We start from the raw sequence: 16,701 nt of genomic DNA, 5'->3' as shown, positions 1-16,701 counted from the left end.
GGGGGCAAAAATAGCGGATTTAATGCTTTAGCACAAGGGTAATCATGGCATAAAAAACCCCGCTAAGCCAAAGGGCTTGCGGGGTCATTGTATAAAGCGTGAGCCTGTATGGAACAGGCGCAAACGTTACAGGCTGTAGTACATGTCAAACTCGACAGGGTGTGTGCTCATGCGCAAACGAGTCACTTCCTGCATTTTCAGTTCGATATAACCATCGATTACGTCATCCGTGAAAACGCCGCCACGAGTCAAGAACTCACGGTCTTTGTCCAGCGCGTCCAATGCTTGGTCGAAAGCGTGGCACACTTGTGGGATAGCTTTTTCTTCTTCAGGTGGCAAGTCGTACAAGTCTTTGTCCATCGCTTCGCCTGGGTGGATCTTGTTTTGGATGCCGTCCAAGCCGGCCATCAACATCGCAGCGAACGCCAAATAAGGGTTGGCGGTGGAGTCAGGGAAGCGCACTTCGATACGGCGACCTCTAGGGTTGCTGACGAAAGGGATGCGGATAGAAGCGGAACGGTTACGCGCTGAATAAGCCAGCATAACAGGAGCCTCAAAGCCAGGAACCAGACGTTTGTAGCTGTTGGTTGAAGCATTGGTGAACGCGTTTAAGGCTTTGGCGTGCTTAATGATGCCGCCGATGTAATACAGGGCTGTTTCGGACAGGCCACCGTACAGATCGCCTGAAAACAGGTTAACGCCGTCTTTAGCCAAAGATTGGTGGACGTGCATACCGCTGCCGTTGTCGCCGACCATAGGCTTAGGCATGAAAGTAGCGGTTTTGCCGTAAGCATGGGCGATATTGGCGACCACATATTTCAGGCCCAACACTTCGTCGGCCTTTTTAACTAAGGTATTGAATCTAACGCCGATTTCGCATTGGCCAGCTGTCGCCACTTCGTGGTGATGGACTTCGGTCATCATGCCGAATTGCTCTAAAGTCAAGCACATGGCAGAGCGCATGTCTTGGAACGAATCGACTGGCGGAACGGGGAAGTAACCGCCTTTAACGCCTGGGCGGTGGCCGATGTTGCCGTCTTCATAGACTTTTTCTGAGTTCCAACCCGCTTCTTGCGAATCTATCTTATAAAAAGAGCCGCTCATGTCAGTGCCCCAGCGAATATCGTCAAAAATAAAGAATTCGTTTTCTGGGCCAAAGAATGCCGTGTCGGCAATGCCGGTTGATTTCAAATAAGCTTCGGCGCGTTTGGCTAATGAACGGGGGTCACGCTCATAACCTTGCATGTTTTTAGGCTCGATAATATCGCAACGGATAATCAGCGTGTTGTCGTCATAAAAAGGATCCATAACAGCGGTTGACGGATCAGGCATCAGAATCATGTCGGATTCGTTGATGTGCTTCCAGCCCGCGATAGAAGAGCCGTCAAACATATTGCCTTCTTCAAAGGTATCTTCATCAATCGTATGGGCAGGGAAGGTAACATGCTGTTCTTTACCGCGGGTATCACAAAACCGGAAATCGACGAATTTCACGTCGTTTTCTTGAATCATCTTAAGTACATTTTCTACAGACATCGTTGTCTCCTATTTATGGTTATTATAATGAAGCCAGCATTTTTACTGCTGAACACTCATAACGATAACATTTTTTTTGCTGGCTTAGCCAATAAAAAATGCACTGTGTGGGAGAGCGTTTAGGGACGCATTTTTGTTGGCACGATCTTCTTCATTTAGGCATTTTATTGAAATGTATAAAAAATCACTATCGATAACAAATAAGTTAGCAAAAAGCTACAATTGTTGCTATTGTGGCTGTGCTGCAACTTAATTGCGCACAAAAAAGCGTTAAATAATTTATTTGCACTAATATAGTGCAATATAAGTAATCTATCACAACTAAAAATACACTAACAAATTGTTTTTAAAGAAAATTTATATATGGCATAATCATTGCTAAACCTTATTCAGTGTTTTTCTGAAATACTGAAACTGTTGCTAAAAAACAACAAATCTTATTATTCAGACCTTATTTTAAGGGGGCTTCAAAAATGAAAATTATTTTAAAACGCAAAAATCAGATATTGTTTGCGGCGATCAGCGGCATATTATCAACGGCAGGCATGACAGACGCAAACGCTAGTGGCGCCTATAAGGAAATTGAAAGCGCGTTCGACCACTCCGGCTTCGTCGTCGGCGCTTGGGCGAATGCCGGCGTTACCTATAACGGCAACGAACCCGAAAATAATTTTAATGGCCCGATAACGTTCGGCGACCGTGCTGCCGAGTTCCAAGTCAACCAATTGAACGTGTACCTACAACGCGCTGTAGCGACTGAAGGCAGCAAATTTGACCTAGGCGGCCGCTTCGACTTTATGTACGGCACCGACTCCATCTTTACCCAAGCTTATGGCGTACCGTCCTTTGACGTTAACAGCGCTGCGGCGTTGCAACGTAGCGACTGGGACTTGAGCATGCTGGGCAGCAACAGCAACCGCTTCTATGATATCGCCTTGCCACAAGCATACCTGGAAAGTTATGTGCCAGTCGGAACGGGTTTAAACCTGAAAGTAGGTCACTTTTACACGCCGATTGGTTATGAAACCGTTCCTGCACCTGATAATTTCTTCTACACCCATGCTTACACCATGCAATACGGCGAGCCTTTCACGCACACCGGCATCTTGGGCAATTACAACGTCGACAGCAACTGGGCGCTGATGGGCGGCCTGTTGACCGGCAGTGCAACAGGCGGCTGGGATGGCGGCTGGGATCGCCAGTTGGGCAATTGGTCTGGCATTATGGGCGCCACCTACACCACCGATGACAAAGCGACTTCTTTGAACATCGCGGGTACTTATGGCGACACGTCCGAAACCAGCAAAGCCACTTGGGCATTGTATAGCATAGTCTTAAAGCATAACATTAACGAAAAAACTCATTTGGTTTTGCAACATGACCACGGCTTTGCCGACAATACCTATAACTATGCCACAAGCACACCCAACTCAGTGGATGCCGAATGGTATGGCGTTAACTCCCATCTGTACTATGACATCAGCGACAAAGTGGTCGCCGGTATCCGTGCCGAATGGTTCCGCGACCAAAACGGCTTGAGAGTGTGTTCGCCCGGCAGAATTGGCGCCGCTACCGATAACCAAGGCGTCAGCTATGCCGCCGCCGGACAATATCTGTCAAGCTGCGCCCCAGCCACTTATTATGAATTTACTGCTGGTGTTACTTGGAAGCCTAAAGAATGGTTGAGATTGCGTCCAAACGTCCGTTATGACATCGTTGGCGATTCACATGGCTACTCGCCGTTTGTTATCCGTGGCAACAGCTTCGCCACCACCCCCGGCAACAATGTTACTGATCAAATCACCTTCTCTACCGACGTGACAGTAACGTTCTAACCACGCCGCTTTGGCATAAGACCCGCCAATTAGCGGGCCTTATTAGCCGCCGCCCCTTAATTTAAGATCCGCAGCGGCAAGCTTTTGCCACTGCAACCCCGTTAAAAGCGCACCCACACCAGATGGGTTGCCGCTATCCGCTCGGCTTGGCTAAATACCGCGTATTTAGCCAGCTTCTGCCAGCCATTATTTTTACCATAACCCGAATTGCCGACAACCTTCTGAAGATACCGACAGCCCTTTATCTCCGGCGGCTGCGCCACCTGCGGCATGGCAAAACTTACCGAAGAAAAGCCCGACAGACACAGGATAAGCCCGAGTAAGGGTAACAGATGCCGACAGGCGGAGAAGGTGTGGTAAGCCATATATTTTTCCATAATATGATTTTTTTAATAGGGCAGGGTGGTAACAATCCTGTTGGCCTAATCCGCCAGCGGATGGCAGATCCGCTGGCGGATTTTCATTCGCCTTCGGCAAATTCTGTGATAAAGCCGCTTTGGCGGAATGGGGCTGGGCTAACAGCATTGAGGAGAGGGGCAGCAAGCCCCTCTGGCAGGGAATGATACATGGTATCGACTCGAAATTAAATGCCCGCCCGCCCCTTTTTGCACCTTAATCCTACAAACCGCTCTATTTTAGTGCGCTATTGGCAAGGTATCAAAGAAGGTAGCCAGATAACAAGCCTATTGATTACCCTGAACAATTGGCACACTCCATGCTTTAGCTAATTCTGAATCGTTACTATACGCAAAGAGGATGAAATGAAACTAATAACCGCTATTGTTAAACCATTTAAGCTGGATGATGTCCGCGAGGCTCTTTCAGACATAGGAGTTTCGGGTGTCACCGTTACCGAAGTCAAAGGCTTTGGTCGCCAGAAAGGTCATACTGAGCTGTATCGTGGTGCAGAATATGTTGTTGATTTTTTACCAAAAGCCAAAATTGAAGTCGCTGTGGGCGAAGCCTTGGTCGATGCCGCTGTTGAAGCGATCACCAAAGCCGCCAACACCGGCAAAATTGGCGACGGCAAAATATTTGTAACTAATTTAGAGCAGGTTGTTCGGATCCGTACCGGCGAAACTGGCGATGAAGCACTGTAGTTAAGGAGAAAACATGAAACAACATAAATCACTCATCACTACACTGCTAGCATTCGCCTTGTTAGGGTTTAGTCAATTCGGTTTCGCCGATGCCCCCCCGCCTCCGACTGTCAACAAAGGCGATACCGCTTGGGTTATGGTTTCGACCGTCTTAGTCATCCTCATGATCGTGCCGGGTCTTGCGCTGTTCTACGGCGGTATGGTGCGTGCCAAAAACATGCTGTCAATCCTTATGCAGGTTTTTGTCATTTTTGCAATGACGGCTATCCTTTGGGCCATTTACGGTTATAGTATCGCCTTTACCGAAGGCAATGCCTTCTTCGGCGGCCTTAGCAAAATGTTTTTGGCAGGCATTACGCCCGACTCTATGGCGGCAACCTTCTCTAAAGGCGTTGCCATCCCGGAATTTGCTTATGTTGCCTTCCAGTTGACGTTTGCAGGCATCACTCCTGCTTTGATTGTCGGTGCGTTTGCCGAACGGGTCAAATTTTCAGCCATCTTGGTCTTCATCCTGTTGTGGTTTACCTTCGCTTACTTGCCCATCGCCCACATGGTTTGGTACTGGACTGGCCCTGACGCGTATACCGATGCGGCAGCGGCAGAAACGGCAGGCGCAACCGCCGGCTTCCTGTTTCAAAAAGGCGCTTTGGATTTTGCAGGCGGCACAGTTGTGCATATTAACGCCGGTATTGCCGGCTTGGTCGGCTGTATTATGGTCGGCAAACGCTTGGGCTATAAAAAAGAATCCCTCGCCCCACACAGCGTTACCTTCACCATGGTCGGCGCCTCCTTGTTATGGGTGGGTTGGTTTGGCTTTAACGTCGGCTCAAACTTGGAAGCTAACGGCCTTGCCGCACTGGTTTTTATTAACACCTTATTGGCCACCGCAGCGGCGACCTTGTCTTGGGTTGCGGCAGAATGGCTGATGCGCGGCAAACCCAGCATGTTAGGCGGCGCGTCAGGCGCTATCGCCGGCTTAGTTGCCATCACTCCCGCTTGCGGCTGGGCAGGCCCTATGGGTTCCATTTTCTTAGGCCTGTTTGTTGGCGCGGTCTGCTTCTGGTCGGTCTCCAGCATGAAAAACATATTCGGCTATGACGATTCCTTAGACGCTTTTGGCGTTCACGGTGTCGGCGGTATCATCGGTGCGTTGGGTACGGCGGTGGTCGCCAGCCCTGCGTTAGGCGGTACTGGCGTTTGGGATTATGTCACTAATGCTGTCGCCCCTGACTACAGCATCATGACTCAGTTAATCAATCAAGCTTGGGGTGTCGGTGTTGCCATCGTCTGGTCAGGTGCCGTGTCTTTTGTCGCCTACAAGTTGGTCGATATGGTTATTGGCCTGCGCGTCAGCGAAGAAGTCGAACGGATCGGTCTTGACGTGTCCGAGCATGGCGAATCCGCTTACCACGACTAAAAATTTGCAAGGTCATCCAAAGCAAAAACGGGTGTCCGCACCCGTTTTTTGATAAGCCTTTGTCGGATTATCCGGCAATAAATAAAACCAAAGCTTGACAAGACAACCTGTACTGTATATCATGTACGGCTGTTGGAGAGGTGGCAGAGCGGCCGAATGCGGCGGTCTTGAAAACCGTTGAGGGTTGATCCCCTCCCAGGGTTCGAATCCCTGCCTCTCCGCCATACTATCAATGTAACATATTGTTTTTATTGAAAAATAATTTTACAAATCAAAGCCTACCGTATTCCCTACCGTGCTTTCGGCATTGGGAATATTAATCCTGCTTAATTTCTTTTTATCCGCACCTGTTGCCGGATTTTAGACGCAAAAAAACACCCGAAAGCGGCCTTTATCTGGCGCGTTTCAATCAATCCTTAGGATTTTCTTGGGGTCTTTGCTGAATCGCCCGCGCACGGTCGTAAAACTCTGGCAAGCTATTGACCCTCTCGAAGGCTTCGGGCGGCACTTCGCACCCCCAGTTATACATCCATTCAAGCGGTATACAACGCATGTCATTGGTCTTGTTCGCCGCCTCCAGCTTCGCAACACGTTGCTTAATGCCCATTCTTGGCCTCCAGTGCTTCAATACGCTTTTCAAGGTCTGAACCTTCGATAGCCTTGCCGACTGCCTGTAAGCACCATGTAAGCTTGGTGGCTTCCTGCACGTCCACTAGGCCGCTTCGGGCTTCGCGGTAAACCTTTGCCATCTCGCGCTTAACATCCCCTAGGCTGTCCAGTTTGCACCGATACCGCTGCCCCTTGTGTGGGGGTAGGGTCTCGACTTCGCCCGTTATGCCGTCTATCTCTACGGGTAGGTTATTGTTCATTTATGGGCCTCCTATGAGCCAAAATTTGCCCGTTGCCGACATTCTTTAATAGGTCAGTAACTTATATACTCCCTTTACTTAAGACTTCATTCATACCAAGGCATATCAGCAATCCGAGGAACATCATAATTTATCTGATATTTTTTTATTGTATTATCATCATTAAAATAAATATCATTAGTATCATCCGACATTTTCTCCAATACTAATTGGCCTCGCGTAAAAAAATCAATTCGCTTATCGCAATATTCATCTGTGATGCCTAAATAGTTACAAGCTTTTTTTGCGTTTGATATTTCTGTTGGGCAATAATCAAGCAGTTTCGCTGTCCAATAATACATATTTTTTCGAGTTAATGATTCGTGTTTGGCAAGCCATTGCTTTTTAATCTTTGGTATGTTTTTATATGCGCAATTACTTATATCTAAAAACCCGGTCTGTCCGTCAGCAATTTGATGCCAGTAAAGACTATCAGACCAATATTTAGATTGGTATGGCCAGCCTGGTAAACTATGATCACTCGAATACACTTTTGTTAATCTAAAAATTGCTTTTACATTCCTTTGTGATGCCGACTTGTGAAACCACGCTATGGCTTCATATCTATCACTTTCATTTACCACTTCATTTCTAGCATACGCCATACCTAAATTATATTGCGCTTCGGCATTTCCTTGTTCGGCGGCTTCGGCATAAGATATAATTTTGAAGTTTTTTTGTGCATCAGCGTTCCCCTGCTCGGCGGCCTTGCGATACCACATGGCCGCTTGGTTTTTGTCTTTGGCTACTCCTTGGCCATTGAGATAACAACCCGCCAAAAGCCCTTGGGCAATGGCTTGTCCTTCTTGGGCGGCTTGTTGCCAAAAGGCAAGGTAAATGGGGCAGTCTTTTGAATAATAGCTTTCACTTGAACCGGTTTTCTTAATAATTCTATCTCTTTCTGCTTCCGTTATCTTTAAGGAAGCCTGTGTATTATGTGCTTGATCAAGCATTGGGTCGGCAAAGTTTGGGTGAGTTTCATTTTTCGGAAAACATCCGGTTAAACCGCTGATTGCAAAAATGCACACTAAAGCCCAAAATGATTTTTTCATTTAAAATTCCTGAAAGCCCAATTAAAAGGATGATGGATAATTTCTAGGTAGTATAAGTTAAACCTAATACTTTTAAAAATTACCGCACTTCACGGGTTTGCTGGCGCGTCGCCTAAGTGCCGCCATGCCATTCATTCTGTAAATCCTTGCCGGAATGTCCGGCCTTAAATATGATTTTTCTGGAAATGTGCGGGGTATGCCCCTACTAAACCTACTTTACTGGTTTGGTAGGTTTGGTAGGCTCTTAACTGGCGCGTTTTTGAAATTTCGGGTGTATTGCATATTTTACGGAAGGCCTCCCGCCTAATGTGCCTCCGGGCTGCCTGTGTTCCCGAAGCCATCCGTAATCAACCAGCCGCGCCAACGCCGCTTTAATTGCATCCAATGTGTCAAGCCCCGTCCAGCCGCCGCGCTTCACATCCCCCGTCCCAAACCAGTCCGGCAATTTTCCCGATCCGATTTTGGCCAGAATGGTTTTTGCATTGGCATCCACGGGGTCAAGTGCGGAACCGTAAACCCGCAACATGTGGGTTTTAAGGTAATCGCACCAAGCCATAGCCTTTTTTACCGCGTCAATGCCCACTGTGTCGCCGTGATAAGGGTCATCAGCCAAGTGAACAAGTACGGCAAGGCTTGGCATCATTGACTTGTATTTGCCAAGGTGTGATTCAATCGCGGGGTGGATGTCATCCGCCCTCAATTCTTCGTGAAGCCTGCAAAACCAAGCGTCAAACGCTTTTTGCCCATCTTCGCTGAACCGTGCGGCTTCCATGTACCCTTCCCAATCATTAAGCCGGGTGAAAACATCTGCGGCGGCATCCTTGGCGGAATTATCCGGCCATTGGTCAATGTGCCGCCAATCGCCCAAGTCAGGCCACACCATTAGCTGGAACCGTTGGATCATGCCGTCATCGCTTGCAGTGCCATTTTTCGCATCATTAAGATAAGGGCGCAACACCCCCGGCTGGATATTGCCCAAAATTGATAGGCAAACGCTACTGATGTCGATTGTTCCACGCCCTATGCGGTCAAATGTATAAGAACCCAAGCCATTGAAAGCCTCGATATAAAAGGCGCGGTCATTGCTGCGATCCTCGCGATCAATCGTCTTTAGCCAGCCGCTGATTTCGTCCCGATACAGTAGTAAGCCATTGGGGTTTTCATTAAGCAACTCACCCAGTTTTTCTATGGTCGTATCATTGATGATATAGCGGCGGCGTGTGGGCTTGTCGGATTCCGACGGGTTATCAACCAGCAACCGCCTTGCATCGTCAAATTTCTTGGCCTTGATCAATTCCTTTGCCTGTTTCTCTGCCAATTCGCGGCCACCCTTATTAATGAACTGCTCCACCTCATTGGCTTCTAATGCCTGTTTAAACGCTTCCTTAGCCGTGATTTCCAGCCAGTTCAGCGGCTTCATGGCTTCATTGGCGGCGGGGGTCTTCATGACGCTTGGTCGTCCGATATTCAGTCCCCAGAGGTTTGGGCTAACCGTCCAGTCATCTTTTGATTTGGGTTTGATCAAGCCTTTCTTGCCGACAACGGCGGACAGGGCAATTATTGCCGCCACGGCTACATAGTCGGGCGGGCATTGCATCCGGTGCGCAATGTCCGCAACCCAAGCCCTAAAGGCATCGGGCAACGCATCCAATGGAAAAGGTGCAACCGGCTTTAAATCCGCCTTTATCTCAATGGGTTCTGGCCAACCGCTTGGCAGGCCATCGTCAATTGTTGCCCAATCGCCCGGCACGGGTTCGGCATTTTTTACCTTGGCCTGTAATTCAGCCATGGCCCACGCGGTCGAATCCGCCGGAAATGGCGCGTAACCATCCCAATCCGGCGCGTAGTTTTGCAACCAGTCCACAATATCGCCGCCGTCCGGCAAGCCTTCCAGCCGAATTATTTTAACGGTCGGCGGTGAGTCCAAGGCCATTAACGCCCTGTAAACGGTTTGCGCGTAGTGTTCGCCCGGTTTGTCATTGTCAGGCACAATATAAACGGTCTTGATACCATTGAACGGTGTCCAATCGGTGTTGTTTGCCGCGTTTGCGCCGCCTAGGGAAGTGACCGCGCAAACACCAAGCCCCTGCAATGCCGCCGCTGGTTTCTCGCCCTCAGGAATCATAACGGCTTTGTCTTTCGGTTGTTTTTCCAGCCTGTCCAGCCCAAACAAAGGGCGCGGGTCATCAGGTGCGCCCGCCGCCCAACCGGAACTGCTGCGTTTAAAAAATGGCACGATGTCTTTCTTGCCGCTGCCGTCCTGATACCTGCCAACAATCCCGATAATTTCGCCTTGGCGGTCACGATAAGGCCATGCGTGGATTAAGGGCTTGCCCTTATAAATTTTGGGTATGCCGCTCATAAAAGCCCCCAATCGTCCGCCAGCTTTGCCAGCGCATCGGTAAATTTAAGCCCGTACAGGCTCATGGTGAAGGCGATCACATCACCGCCCCCCACGCCACATGAAAAGCATTTAAACGCGCCTGTCTCCAGATTGACGCGAAAACTGCCCGCCCTGTTGTCGTCATGGAACGGGCATAAACCGCCGTCGTTCCAGCCGTGTTTTTTTAGCGGTGCGCCGGGCAGTTCGTGGCGGTAAAAATCCGCCGGGCTTAGGGTTTGCCGGATATGGTCGGCGTTCAATGGGCGGGTGTGCCGCCGTTGGTTTATGGGTAGCCCTGATGGTCGGCTATAGTTTTGTTTGCTCATGTTGGTTTACCCTTGCATTACGCGGGTGGCGCACGGCTTGGCAATCGGGTATTATTAACCCTGCTGATTGATTGCTGTTACCGCACACAAAAGCCCGCTAATTATCCGATTAGTGGGCTTTTTTATGCCTGTTGGTTTTGCGTTCTGCATTCTTCAGGGTGAAGGGCGGAACGCAAAACGGCAAGGAACAGGCCGTGCAGGTTTTGGGTATCCCTAAGCCCTGTTTGTCGGCGGCTGGGTTCTCGCGGGTGCGAGGTGGAGGGTTTGGGGCGGCTTGGCCTTGGGTAGGCGGATTTTGGGCGTGGGTGTCTTGTGGGTTCATGCGGTGAATCCTGTTCTAAGAAGGGATAACCGCCGCCCATGCTTCCTACGGCATGGGTGGCGGGATTGAGTGGGTGTAGGAATACCGCGAACAGGTGCGGCCAGCCTTTCGGCTGCCCAAACAATCCCACCATAATGAATAGGCGGCGCAAAGCCAGCCTAAATGAAGGGCATAAAAAAGCCACAATGGGCTGTGGCGAATTTTCGCCTGTTCCAAACGGGTTCCTACGCCCGACTACCAGCAATGCACTGACAGTGTAGCGATTGTCCAGTAATAGCCGTGGCGGTGTCAAGCCGTCCGCCCGATTTTCGTACCCTTGCCTAAATATTGCTATTGTTCCGGCGTTAAACGATGGTAAAACCTTGGCATTCCTGTTGTGCGTTGTACCGATCATGCAGCACCGCCCGCGCTCTGAATGTCGGTAAGGAAGCGGTCAAGCTCGGACTGCATCACGCCAGTAGCACGTTTGCTTATTTTTACAGTTGCCAGTTTTTCATCTTTTACCAATCGCCAAAACGTGGCCATTGAGATTCCTAATGTTTGGCATACGGCCTTGGGTCTAACAATTTGCATTTTTTTACCTTCTGCTGTTGTCTGAGATTTTTTGACATTATAACTAATTGATTAGTATCAAAAAATATAGAAAACAGCCGTCCCTATAATTTCTATAATTCCCTATAATTTACGGCCTTAATTTTCCTGATGGCACAAAAAAGGGGCTTTTCGCCCCTATAATTAATTCCTTCATTTTCACTTGTTGCTTGGCCGTCCAGCCTTCTTTTTTATCCCGTGCGTGTCTGCGTATCTGCCCCAGAATTCCGTCCTAAAAGAATTAAGATTGATTTTCCACAACTCCCCGTTTGTTTGCGCCATCTGTTCAAAAATTGTTTTTACCTTTAAAACAGTTATGTCTACTTTTGACTCTTCAAGCCAAGCATTAAAACTAGCCTCCCTCAAATTGTAGGTATCACCACCTGTAACGGTGGTGGGCTTCTTTTCCGATCCGCTACCACCTCCCAAAGTATGGTTAATACCGTACTGATTGAGGAATGCAACCAGCGCGGTGCGGTCAAAGCCTATTTGCCAACGGCGAAAAAACTTATCCATCCTGTATTGCCCGCTGTGTATATCTCGCCCCGGCCCCACTGCTATCTTTTTGGGTATTTCTCTGTGCTGGAGAACAGAAAGCTCTTCCTTCTCGTGGTCGTCAAGCGAGGGCATTGCCCGCAAAAATGCCAGACGATGGTCAATATAACGCTGTTCGGCTCTATGGGTCTCTGCCCTAAGTGTGGACTCACGTTGATACCAGCCCGCCATGTGTATTAGCATTTTCATCCCTTCGTCACAAACGGCATCATTCTGTAAGTATCTGCCCGTTTCTTTATGACGTTCCATCCATTTTGGGCGCAAGTCAGGGAAATTGTGCAATACCTCATGAAAAGTTGCCGCCACTTTGGAAAATTTCAGCTCGGCGGCTTCGTCGGCATCAACCCTAGGGCTTACGGTTACGCAATCGGCCATGCTGTTAAGCACGTCATCTAGGCTAACAAATTCCATCACTCCTCCGCCCCATTACAAAACCCCGCCCATTCATTCATGATGTTAAGCCGTTTTTCCAGCAAATCACCACGCCGATAAGCCGCCTCCGCTTGGTTCTTAATCGTATGGGCCAGGCACATTTCCAGTACAAAGTTTTCATGGTGGGTGGTTTCCGCCGCCCAATCCCTGAACGTGGAACGGAACCCGTGGACGGTCAAGCCTTTGCGCCCCATGCGTTCCAGTAGTTTGAGCATTGCCATATTGCTTAAGCCGCCGCCGCGTCCGCCAGCAAAAACATAATCATTTTGCTTTATCACTTGCATGGCTTCGAGCAAAGCCAGACACGCGCCGGACAACGGCACAAGATGCTCTTTATCGGCTTTCATCCGCTCCGCTGGGATTGTCCAGACTTTCGCCCCCAAGTCGATTTCACCCCATGTTGCCCCTATGGTTTCGTTAGTCCGTGCCGCCGTCAATAGGGTGAATTCGAGGCAACGCGCCGCTAAATTGTCTTGCTGTTTGAGTTCGGACATAAAAGCCGCCATGTCGGCATAGGGTAGGGCGGGGTGGTGTCGGGTGTTTTGCACCTTGTTGGGTTTGGCTAGTAGCTTGTCAAGGTGTCCGCGCCACCGCGCCGGATTGTCGCCCGTGCGATACCCGCTAACCGTTGCCCATGACAGAACCTGTTCAATGCGTCCGCGTACCCGTGAAGCGGTCTCATTTTTGGTTGTCCATATAGGATTAAGGCAATCCATAATTAAGGCGGTATCAATCACTGACACGGGCAAGTCACCGATAAAAGGGAAAGCGTAATCTCTGAGGGTGTTTTGCCATTGCTGAATATGCTTGTCGTTCTTCAATTCGTGTTGGTGTTTCTGAATGAAAAGCTCCGCGCATTGTTTGAAGGTTATGGCTTTGGTTTTGGCAAGCAAACGGGCTTGGTCGGCCTTGCGTTTTTCTGTCAGCGGGTTTATGCCTTTGCGTAATTGCTTGCGGTAATCCTCTGCTTTTTCCCGCGCGTCCGCTAACGATAGGGTAAACAGGCCACCTAAGCCTATTTCGTGTTTTTTTCCCTCACGCCGATAGATAAACAGCCAGCTCTTAGAGCCTGTGCCGCTAATTTGCAAATACAGGTTGCCGCCGTCACCGTAGTAACCCGGCTCTTTGAGAGAGTCAACTTTCTTGACTGTCAATACTTTTGAGTTTCTTTTCATATCTACCCCATCAATCCTACCGTGCTATCCTACCGTACTATGGGCAGTGGATTTTATGATAATATATGATAAGAGCTGATACAATCTATTTGATATAAGCTTATGAATCAATGGCTTTTTGAGACGTTTTGATTTTTAATGATTCATGAGTTTGGCGGACTGCCTCTCCGCCATTTAATTATGTAAGCTATTAATCTTTATGGTTAAGAATAATAGTTAAGTTTATAACCCATGCTTTACCCACCCACCTTTATCTTATGCAACAGCCCTGTTGCAAATCCAAACTAAAAATCGTTTTATCATATACACTGCTATCAGTGTACAAAAAAATCGCATTCCCATTGAAAAAATCCTTAGCCTGCCCAAAAGCCTTTAAATAAAACGGCATTATCAGCTTCCAAAACCCAATAAAGCCATGACCACTATCTGTGTGATTTTTGATTTGGACGGCACACTGATTGACAGCGAGGGAATTTGCAATCAAGCCTTTCTTGATCTGCTGCCACAGCTAAATGATACGGTTGCGTCATTGACGGCGCGGTATCGCGGCAAAAAATTAGCCTTAATTCTTACAGATATTGAGCATCGGCTTTGCCAGACGCTGCCAAGCGCGTTTGAAGCCCGTTATCGCCAGCGTGTCGCGGAACTGTTTTCACATGAGCTGAAACCTATGCCGGGTGTGCTTGAAATGCTCGAACACATCAGCTTTCCTAAGTGCATTGCTTCAAGCGGGCCGCTTTTAAAAATCCGTCAGGCACTGCAAATTAGCGGCCTCGCACCTTACTTTGGGGACAACATCTTCAGTTCCTATGAAGTAGGCTCTTGGAAGCCCGAACCGGGTTTGTTCCAACACGCAGCAAACGCGATGGGCTTTATGCCCAGCCAATGCGTGGTTGTAGAGGATAGCGATGTGGGGATTGAAGCAGCCGAGGCGGCAGGAATGGCTGCATTCCAATATATGCCCAACGGTGACGCTTTACCCTGCCGAAGCGGAGTGCCGTTTGACGATATGTCGCAACTTCCTCTTCTCCTTAGGCACTTTGCCAGCAGCAGCAACCAACACCACTAGCCTATTGCCTGTCCCGCCCTACCGTACCCACTACCGTATTTCCGGCTTGAGAAACGCCAACGCCATAGCACTTACCCGACCCCATCCAGCTATCGGATAAGGGAGCGACAACACGCTTGGCACACTTAAATCCCTATTAATAATACGGTTTTTGATGTTTTGAATGGCAAAAACCGCGTTAATTCGTTTAATCTTCATAAAAATTATGCTAAAGTCCGCATCGTCATGTGGCTAATTAAATGCGCTTTATATCTAAGCAGTTGCAGACCCAAAAGAATAATAACAACAAACGAGGTTTATTAATGAAATTATTAACAAGCACTGCGCTAGCGGCTACATTGGCTCTTTCTTTAGGATCGTTTTCGGCGAACGCCGATGTGTGTTTAGGCATGGCCTGCATGTACAACAGAATGACTCCTGTCGAAGGGATTGACGCGACTATGGGGGAGATTACACAAGCGTTGAAATCCATCAATGATAATGCCGGGGCTGATGCGATTATCGAAAATATCAAAGAAGCTTTAAAGTTAAGCAAAGAAATCAATGCCAACGATAAAGTTGACCGGAACCGGAACCGTGCCAATGATTCTTTGAAAAAAGCCCGGGGAGCCGTAAAAGAGGGTGACTTGCCGAAAGCAACAGAGCAACTAAAAGAAGCTGAAAAACGTTTTGCCGAACTTAAAACCATGCTTGACTTAACCTTAGATGATAGGGTCTCGCAACAAACCCCCATGATTAACCGTATTTTGGACACGCCTGACCGATAAGCGCCAACTAACCTAGAAGCTTATCCGCCCTCGTTAGTAGGGCAAAATGCCCAAAACTGCGGGCGGCGATCTATGCTATCGCCGCCCGCAGTCAAAGCTAAGCCAGCTTATGGGGGCATTCAGCGCCATCTATCCCACTCTATCCGCAATAAAAAACCCATAATCTAAAGGGCAGTAACCAATAACCTTGTAAATTAGGTGCTATTAGCTATCGACAACTCACAATTGCCCCGATTATACTCTACGGTTAGTCATACGACTTGAGGTTACCCCTTTTTTCATCAACCTTAAAAGTATAGGTTTACTTATGTGTTTCAGTGCAAATATGTCGCTCGGCCTAGGTGTGGTCGGTTTTGCCGCCTCCGCCGTAACCTTTTTCGATAAACAAGAACCTTTGTGGGTACGCTCCGCTAGGGCGTATGCCATCTTCCACTTCTCCTTAATGGAACTGATCCAATATTTTGCCTATCCGGTCGCTGACCAGTGCGGCTATGGCTCGAATTTATTCTTAAGCGAGCTGTCGACTTACCATATCTGTTTACAAGCCTTTGCCATCATGCCCGCCTTGGCGACCTATTCATCCGACCCTACTGCGCTAAAAAAAGCCGCCCTGTTAGGGGGAGGGCTGAGTGCCATTTTTTTGGTCTGTAGTACGCTGCCGACCACCTTACAGCTTACCAATGAGCCCGGCACGTTTATAGGCAATATCATCGCCTGTATGCAAATGGGCAAATACCATATTGCCTATAGGATTGCCAGCGCTTATGGTGAAGTGATTATGTACGGCTCATTGTTCGCTTTAGCGCTGAGCGGCTTTGTCTGGAAAAACAATCAGCGTATCGCCACTTACCATTTCGTCATGGCGATTTTTACCCTGTATGTACCGCAATGGCTGTTTGGCGTGGACACCGGCGAAGCGGGGGCGATTTACTGCTTTTACTCCATCCCCATTACCGCCAGCTTTATGCCGCAGTTTAAAAAATTCTTCACCGCGCAAGTTTACGGTTATGAAGAAGACGAGCCTTTAAAAGAAAGCACTTAGAAGGGTTTAACAGTAATGGGCTTAGGCCTTTCAGATTTTCATCCCCGCAAGGGCGCAAGAAACCTGAAAGGCCTAGGTAACATCTGCATAGGCTGCACCCATCCAAAAATCAAGCGATAACCGCCTGTACGGCCTCTAACAAAACAACGGCACTAAAAAACCGCGCCCAAAGCCGCTGACTCTATATAATA

The 16,701-nt window shown here is 48.5% G+C and carries 17 protein-coding genes and 1 tRNA gene; 7 read left to right on the top strand and 11 right to left on the bottom strand.

Features of this window, described 5'->3' with window-relative positions; genetic code table 11:
• Positions 1 to 126 precede the first annotated feature (126 nt).
• Positions 127 to 1,536 (bottom strand): glutamate--ammonia ligase, encoded by a 1,410-nt coding sequence (gene glnA / locus AADEFJLK_RS02015; protein WP_088619357.1) that lies wholly within the window; start codon positions 1,534 to 1,536, stop codon positions 127 to 129.
• Positions 1,537 to 2,009: 473 nt separating this feature from the next.
• On the opposite strand from glnA, the gene AADEFJLK_RS02010 reads away from it, so the two are divergent.
• The gene (locus tag AADEFJLK_RS02010; RefSeq protein ID WP_103973124.1) at positions 2,010 to 3,371 is read left to right on the top strand and encodes a porin; all 1,362 of its coding nucleotides are present in this window, start codon (positions 2,010 to 2,012) and stop codon (positions 3,369 to 3,371) included.
• A 101-nt stretch (positions 3,372 to 3,472) separates the two neighbouring features.
• On the opposite strand, the gene AADEFJLK_RS02005 is transcribed toward AADEFJLK_RS02010, so the two are convergent.
• Positions 3,473 to 3,736, bottom strand: a complete 264-nt coding sequence (locus AADEFJLK_RS02005; RefSeq protein WP_146054490.1) for a hypothetical protein — start codon at positions 3,734 to 3,736, stop codon at positions 3,473 to 3,475.
• Between the two features lie 396 nt (positions 3,737 to 4,132).
• Between AADEFJLK_RS02005 and AADEFJLK_RS02000 the strand changes: the two genes are divergently transcribed.
• The 3 genes from AADEFJLK_RS02000 (at position 4,133) to AADEFJLK_RS01990 (ending at position 6,112) form a co-directional block, all read left to right on the top strand.
• Entirely contained in the window at positions 4,133 to 4,471 is a 339-nt protein-coding gene (locus AADEFJLK_RS02000) for a P-II family nitrogen regulator (protein WP_088619354.1), read from the top strand.
• A 13-nt stretch (positions 4,472 to 4,484) separates the two neighbouring features.
• Positions 4,485 to 5,888 (top strand): ammonium transporter, encoded by a 1,404-nt coding sequence (locus tag AADEFJLK_RS01995; RefSeq protein WP_088619353.1) that lies wholly within the window; start codon positions 4,485 to 4,487, stop codon positions 5,886 to 5,888.
• 134 nt (positions 5,889 to 6,022) lie between these two features.
• Positions 6,023 to 6,112 (top strand) — tRNA-Ser (locus AADEFJLK_RS01990).
• A 185-nt stretch (positions 6,113 to 6,297) separates the two neighbouring features.
• Here the strand turns inward: AADEFJLK_RS01990 and AADEFJLK_RS24315 are convergent.
• The 9 genes from AADEFJLK_RS24315 to AADEFJLK_RS01945 all read right to left on the bottom strand — a co-directional run bounded on the left by AADEFJLK_RS24315 (position 6,298) and on the right by AADEFJLK_RS01945 (position 13,632).
• Complete coding sequence (locus AADEFJLK_RS24315) at positions 6,298 to 6,441, bottom strand: hypothetical protein (protein ID WP_170065011.1); 144 nt, start codon at positions 6,439 to 6,441, stop codon at positions 6,298 to 6,300.
• A 43-nt stretch (positions 6,442 to 6,484) separates the two neighbouring features.
• Positions 6,485 to 6,757, bottom strand: coding sequence for a hypothetical protein (locus AADEFJLK_RS01980; RefSeq protein ID WP_103973121.1), 273 nt, complete (start codon positions 6,755 to 6,757; stop codon positions 6,485 to 6,487).
• 86 nt (positions 6,758 to 6,843) lie between these two features.
• Entirely contained in the window at positions 6,844 to 7,848 is a 1,005-nt protein-coding gene (locus AADEFJLK_RS01975; protein WP_103973120.1) for a tetratricopeptide repeat protein, read from the bottom strand.
• A 244-nt stretch (positions 7,849 to 8,092) separates the two neighbouring features.
• Positions 8,093 to 10,210: a YfjI family protein gene (locus tag AADEFJLK_RS01970; protein ID WP_146054489.1), complete on the bottom strand. Its 2,118-nt coding sequence runs from the start codon at positions 10,208 to 10,210 to the stop codon at positions 8,093 to 8,095.
• Positions 10,207 to 10,557 carry a CHC2 zinc finger domain-containing protein gene (locus AADEFJLK_RS01965; protein WP_103973118.1) on the bottom strand — a complete coding sequence of 117 codons (351 nt, stop codon included), beginning with the start codon at positions 10,555 to 10,557 and terminating at the stop codon, positions 10,207 to 10,209. Before AADEFJLK_RS01965 ends, AADEFJLK_RS01970 begins: the two co-directional genes overlap by 4 nt.
• Before the next feature lie 109 nt (positions 10,558 to 10,666).
• On the bottom strand, positions 10,667 to 10,879 hold the full coding sequence (locus AADEFJLK_RS01960) for a hypothetical protein (RefSeq protein ID WP_103973117.1): 213 nt from the start codon (positions 10,877 to 10,879) through the stop codon (positions 10,667 to 10,669).
• A 390-nt stretch (positions 10,880 to 11,269) separates the two neighbouring features.
• On the bottom strand, positions 11,270 to 11,452 hold the full coding sequence (locus AADEFJLK_RS01955; RefSeq protein ID WP_103973116.1) for a helix-turn-helix transcriptional regulator: 183 nt from the start codon (positions 11,450 to 11,452) through the stop codon (positions 11,270 to 11,272).
• Between the two features lie 177 nt (positions 11,453 to 11,629).
• Positions 11,630 to 12,436, bottom strand: a complete 807-nt coding sequence (locus AADEFJLK_RS01950; RefSeq protein ID WP_103973115.1) for a hypothetical protein — start codon at positions 12,434 to 12,436, stop codon at positions 11,630 to 11,632.
• Positions 12,436 to 13,632, bottom strand: a complete 1,197-nt coding sequence (locus AADEFJLK_RS01945) for a tyrosine-type recombinase/integrase (protein WP_103973114.1) — start codon at positions 13,630 to 13,632, stop codon at positions 12,436 to 12,438. The genes AADEFJLK_RS01950 and AADEFJLK_RS01945 overlap by 1 nt, the downstream gene beginning before the upstream one ends.
• A gap of 430 nt (positions 13,633 to 14,062) precedes the next feature.
• On the opposite strand from AADEFJLK_RS01945, the gene AADEFJLK_RS01940 reads away from it, so the two are divergent.
• The 3 genes from AADEFJLK_RS01940 (at position 14,063) to AADEFJLK_RS01930 (ending at position 16,510) form a co-directional block, all read left to right on the top strand.
• A complete protein-coding gene (locus tag AADEFJLK_RS01940; RefSeq protein WP_232463807.1) occupies positions 14,063 to 14,701 on the top strand; it encodes an HAD-IA family hydrolase in 639 nt (212 codons plus the stop codon).
• A 239-nt stretch (positions 14,702 to 14,940) separates the two neighbouring features.
• Entirely contained in the window at positions 14,941 to 15,468 is a 528-nt protein-coding gene (locus AADEFJLK_RS01935) for a hypothetical protein (protein WP_232463806.1), read from the top strand.
• A gap of 307 nt (positions 15,469 to 15,775) precedes the next feature.
• On the top strand, positions 15,776 to 16,510 hold the full coding sequence (locus tag AADEFJLK_RS01930) for a DUF5765 domain-containing protein (RefSeq protein WP_088619351.1): 735 nt from the start codon (positions 15,776 to 15,778) through the stop codon (positions 16,508 to 16,510).
• Positions 16,511 to 16,701 lie beyond the last annotated feature (191 nt).

It is taken from the genome of Methylovulum psychrotolerans (genome assembly GCF_002923755.1).
Lineage (GTDB): Bacteria > Pseudomonadota > Gammaproteobacteria > Methylococcales > Methylomonadaceae > Methylovulum > Methylovulum psychrotolerans.
This window is presented reverse-complemented; position numbering and strand designations above follow the sequence as displayed.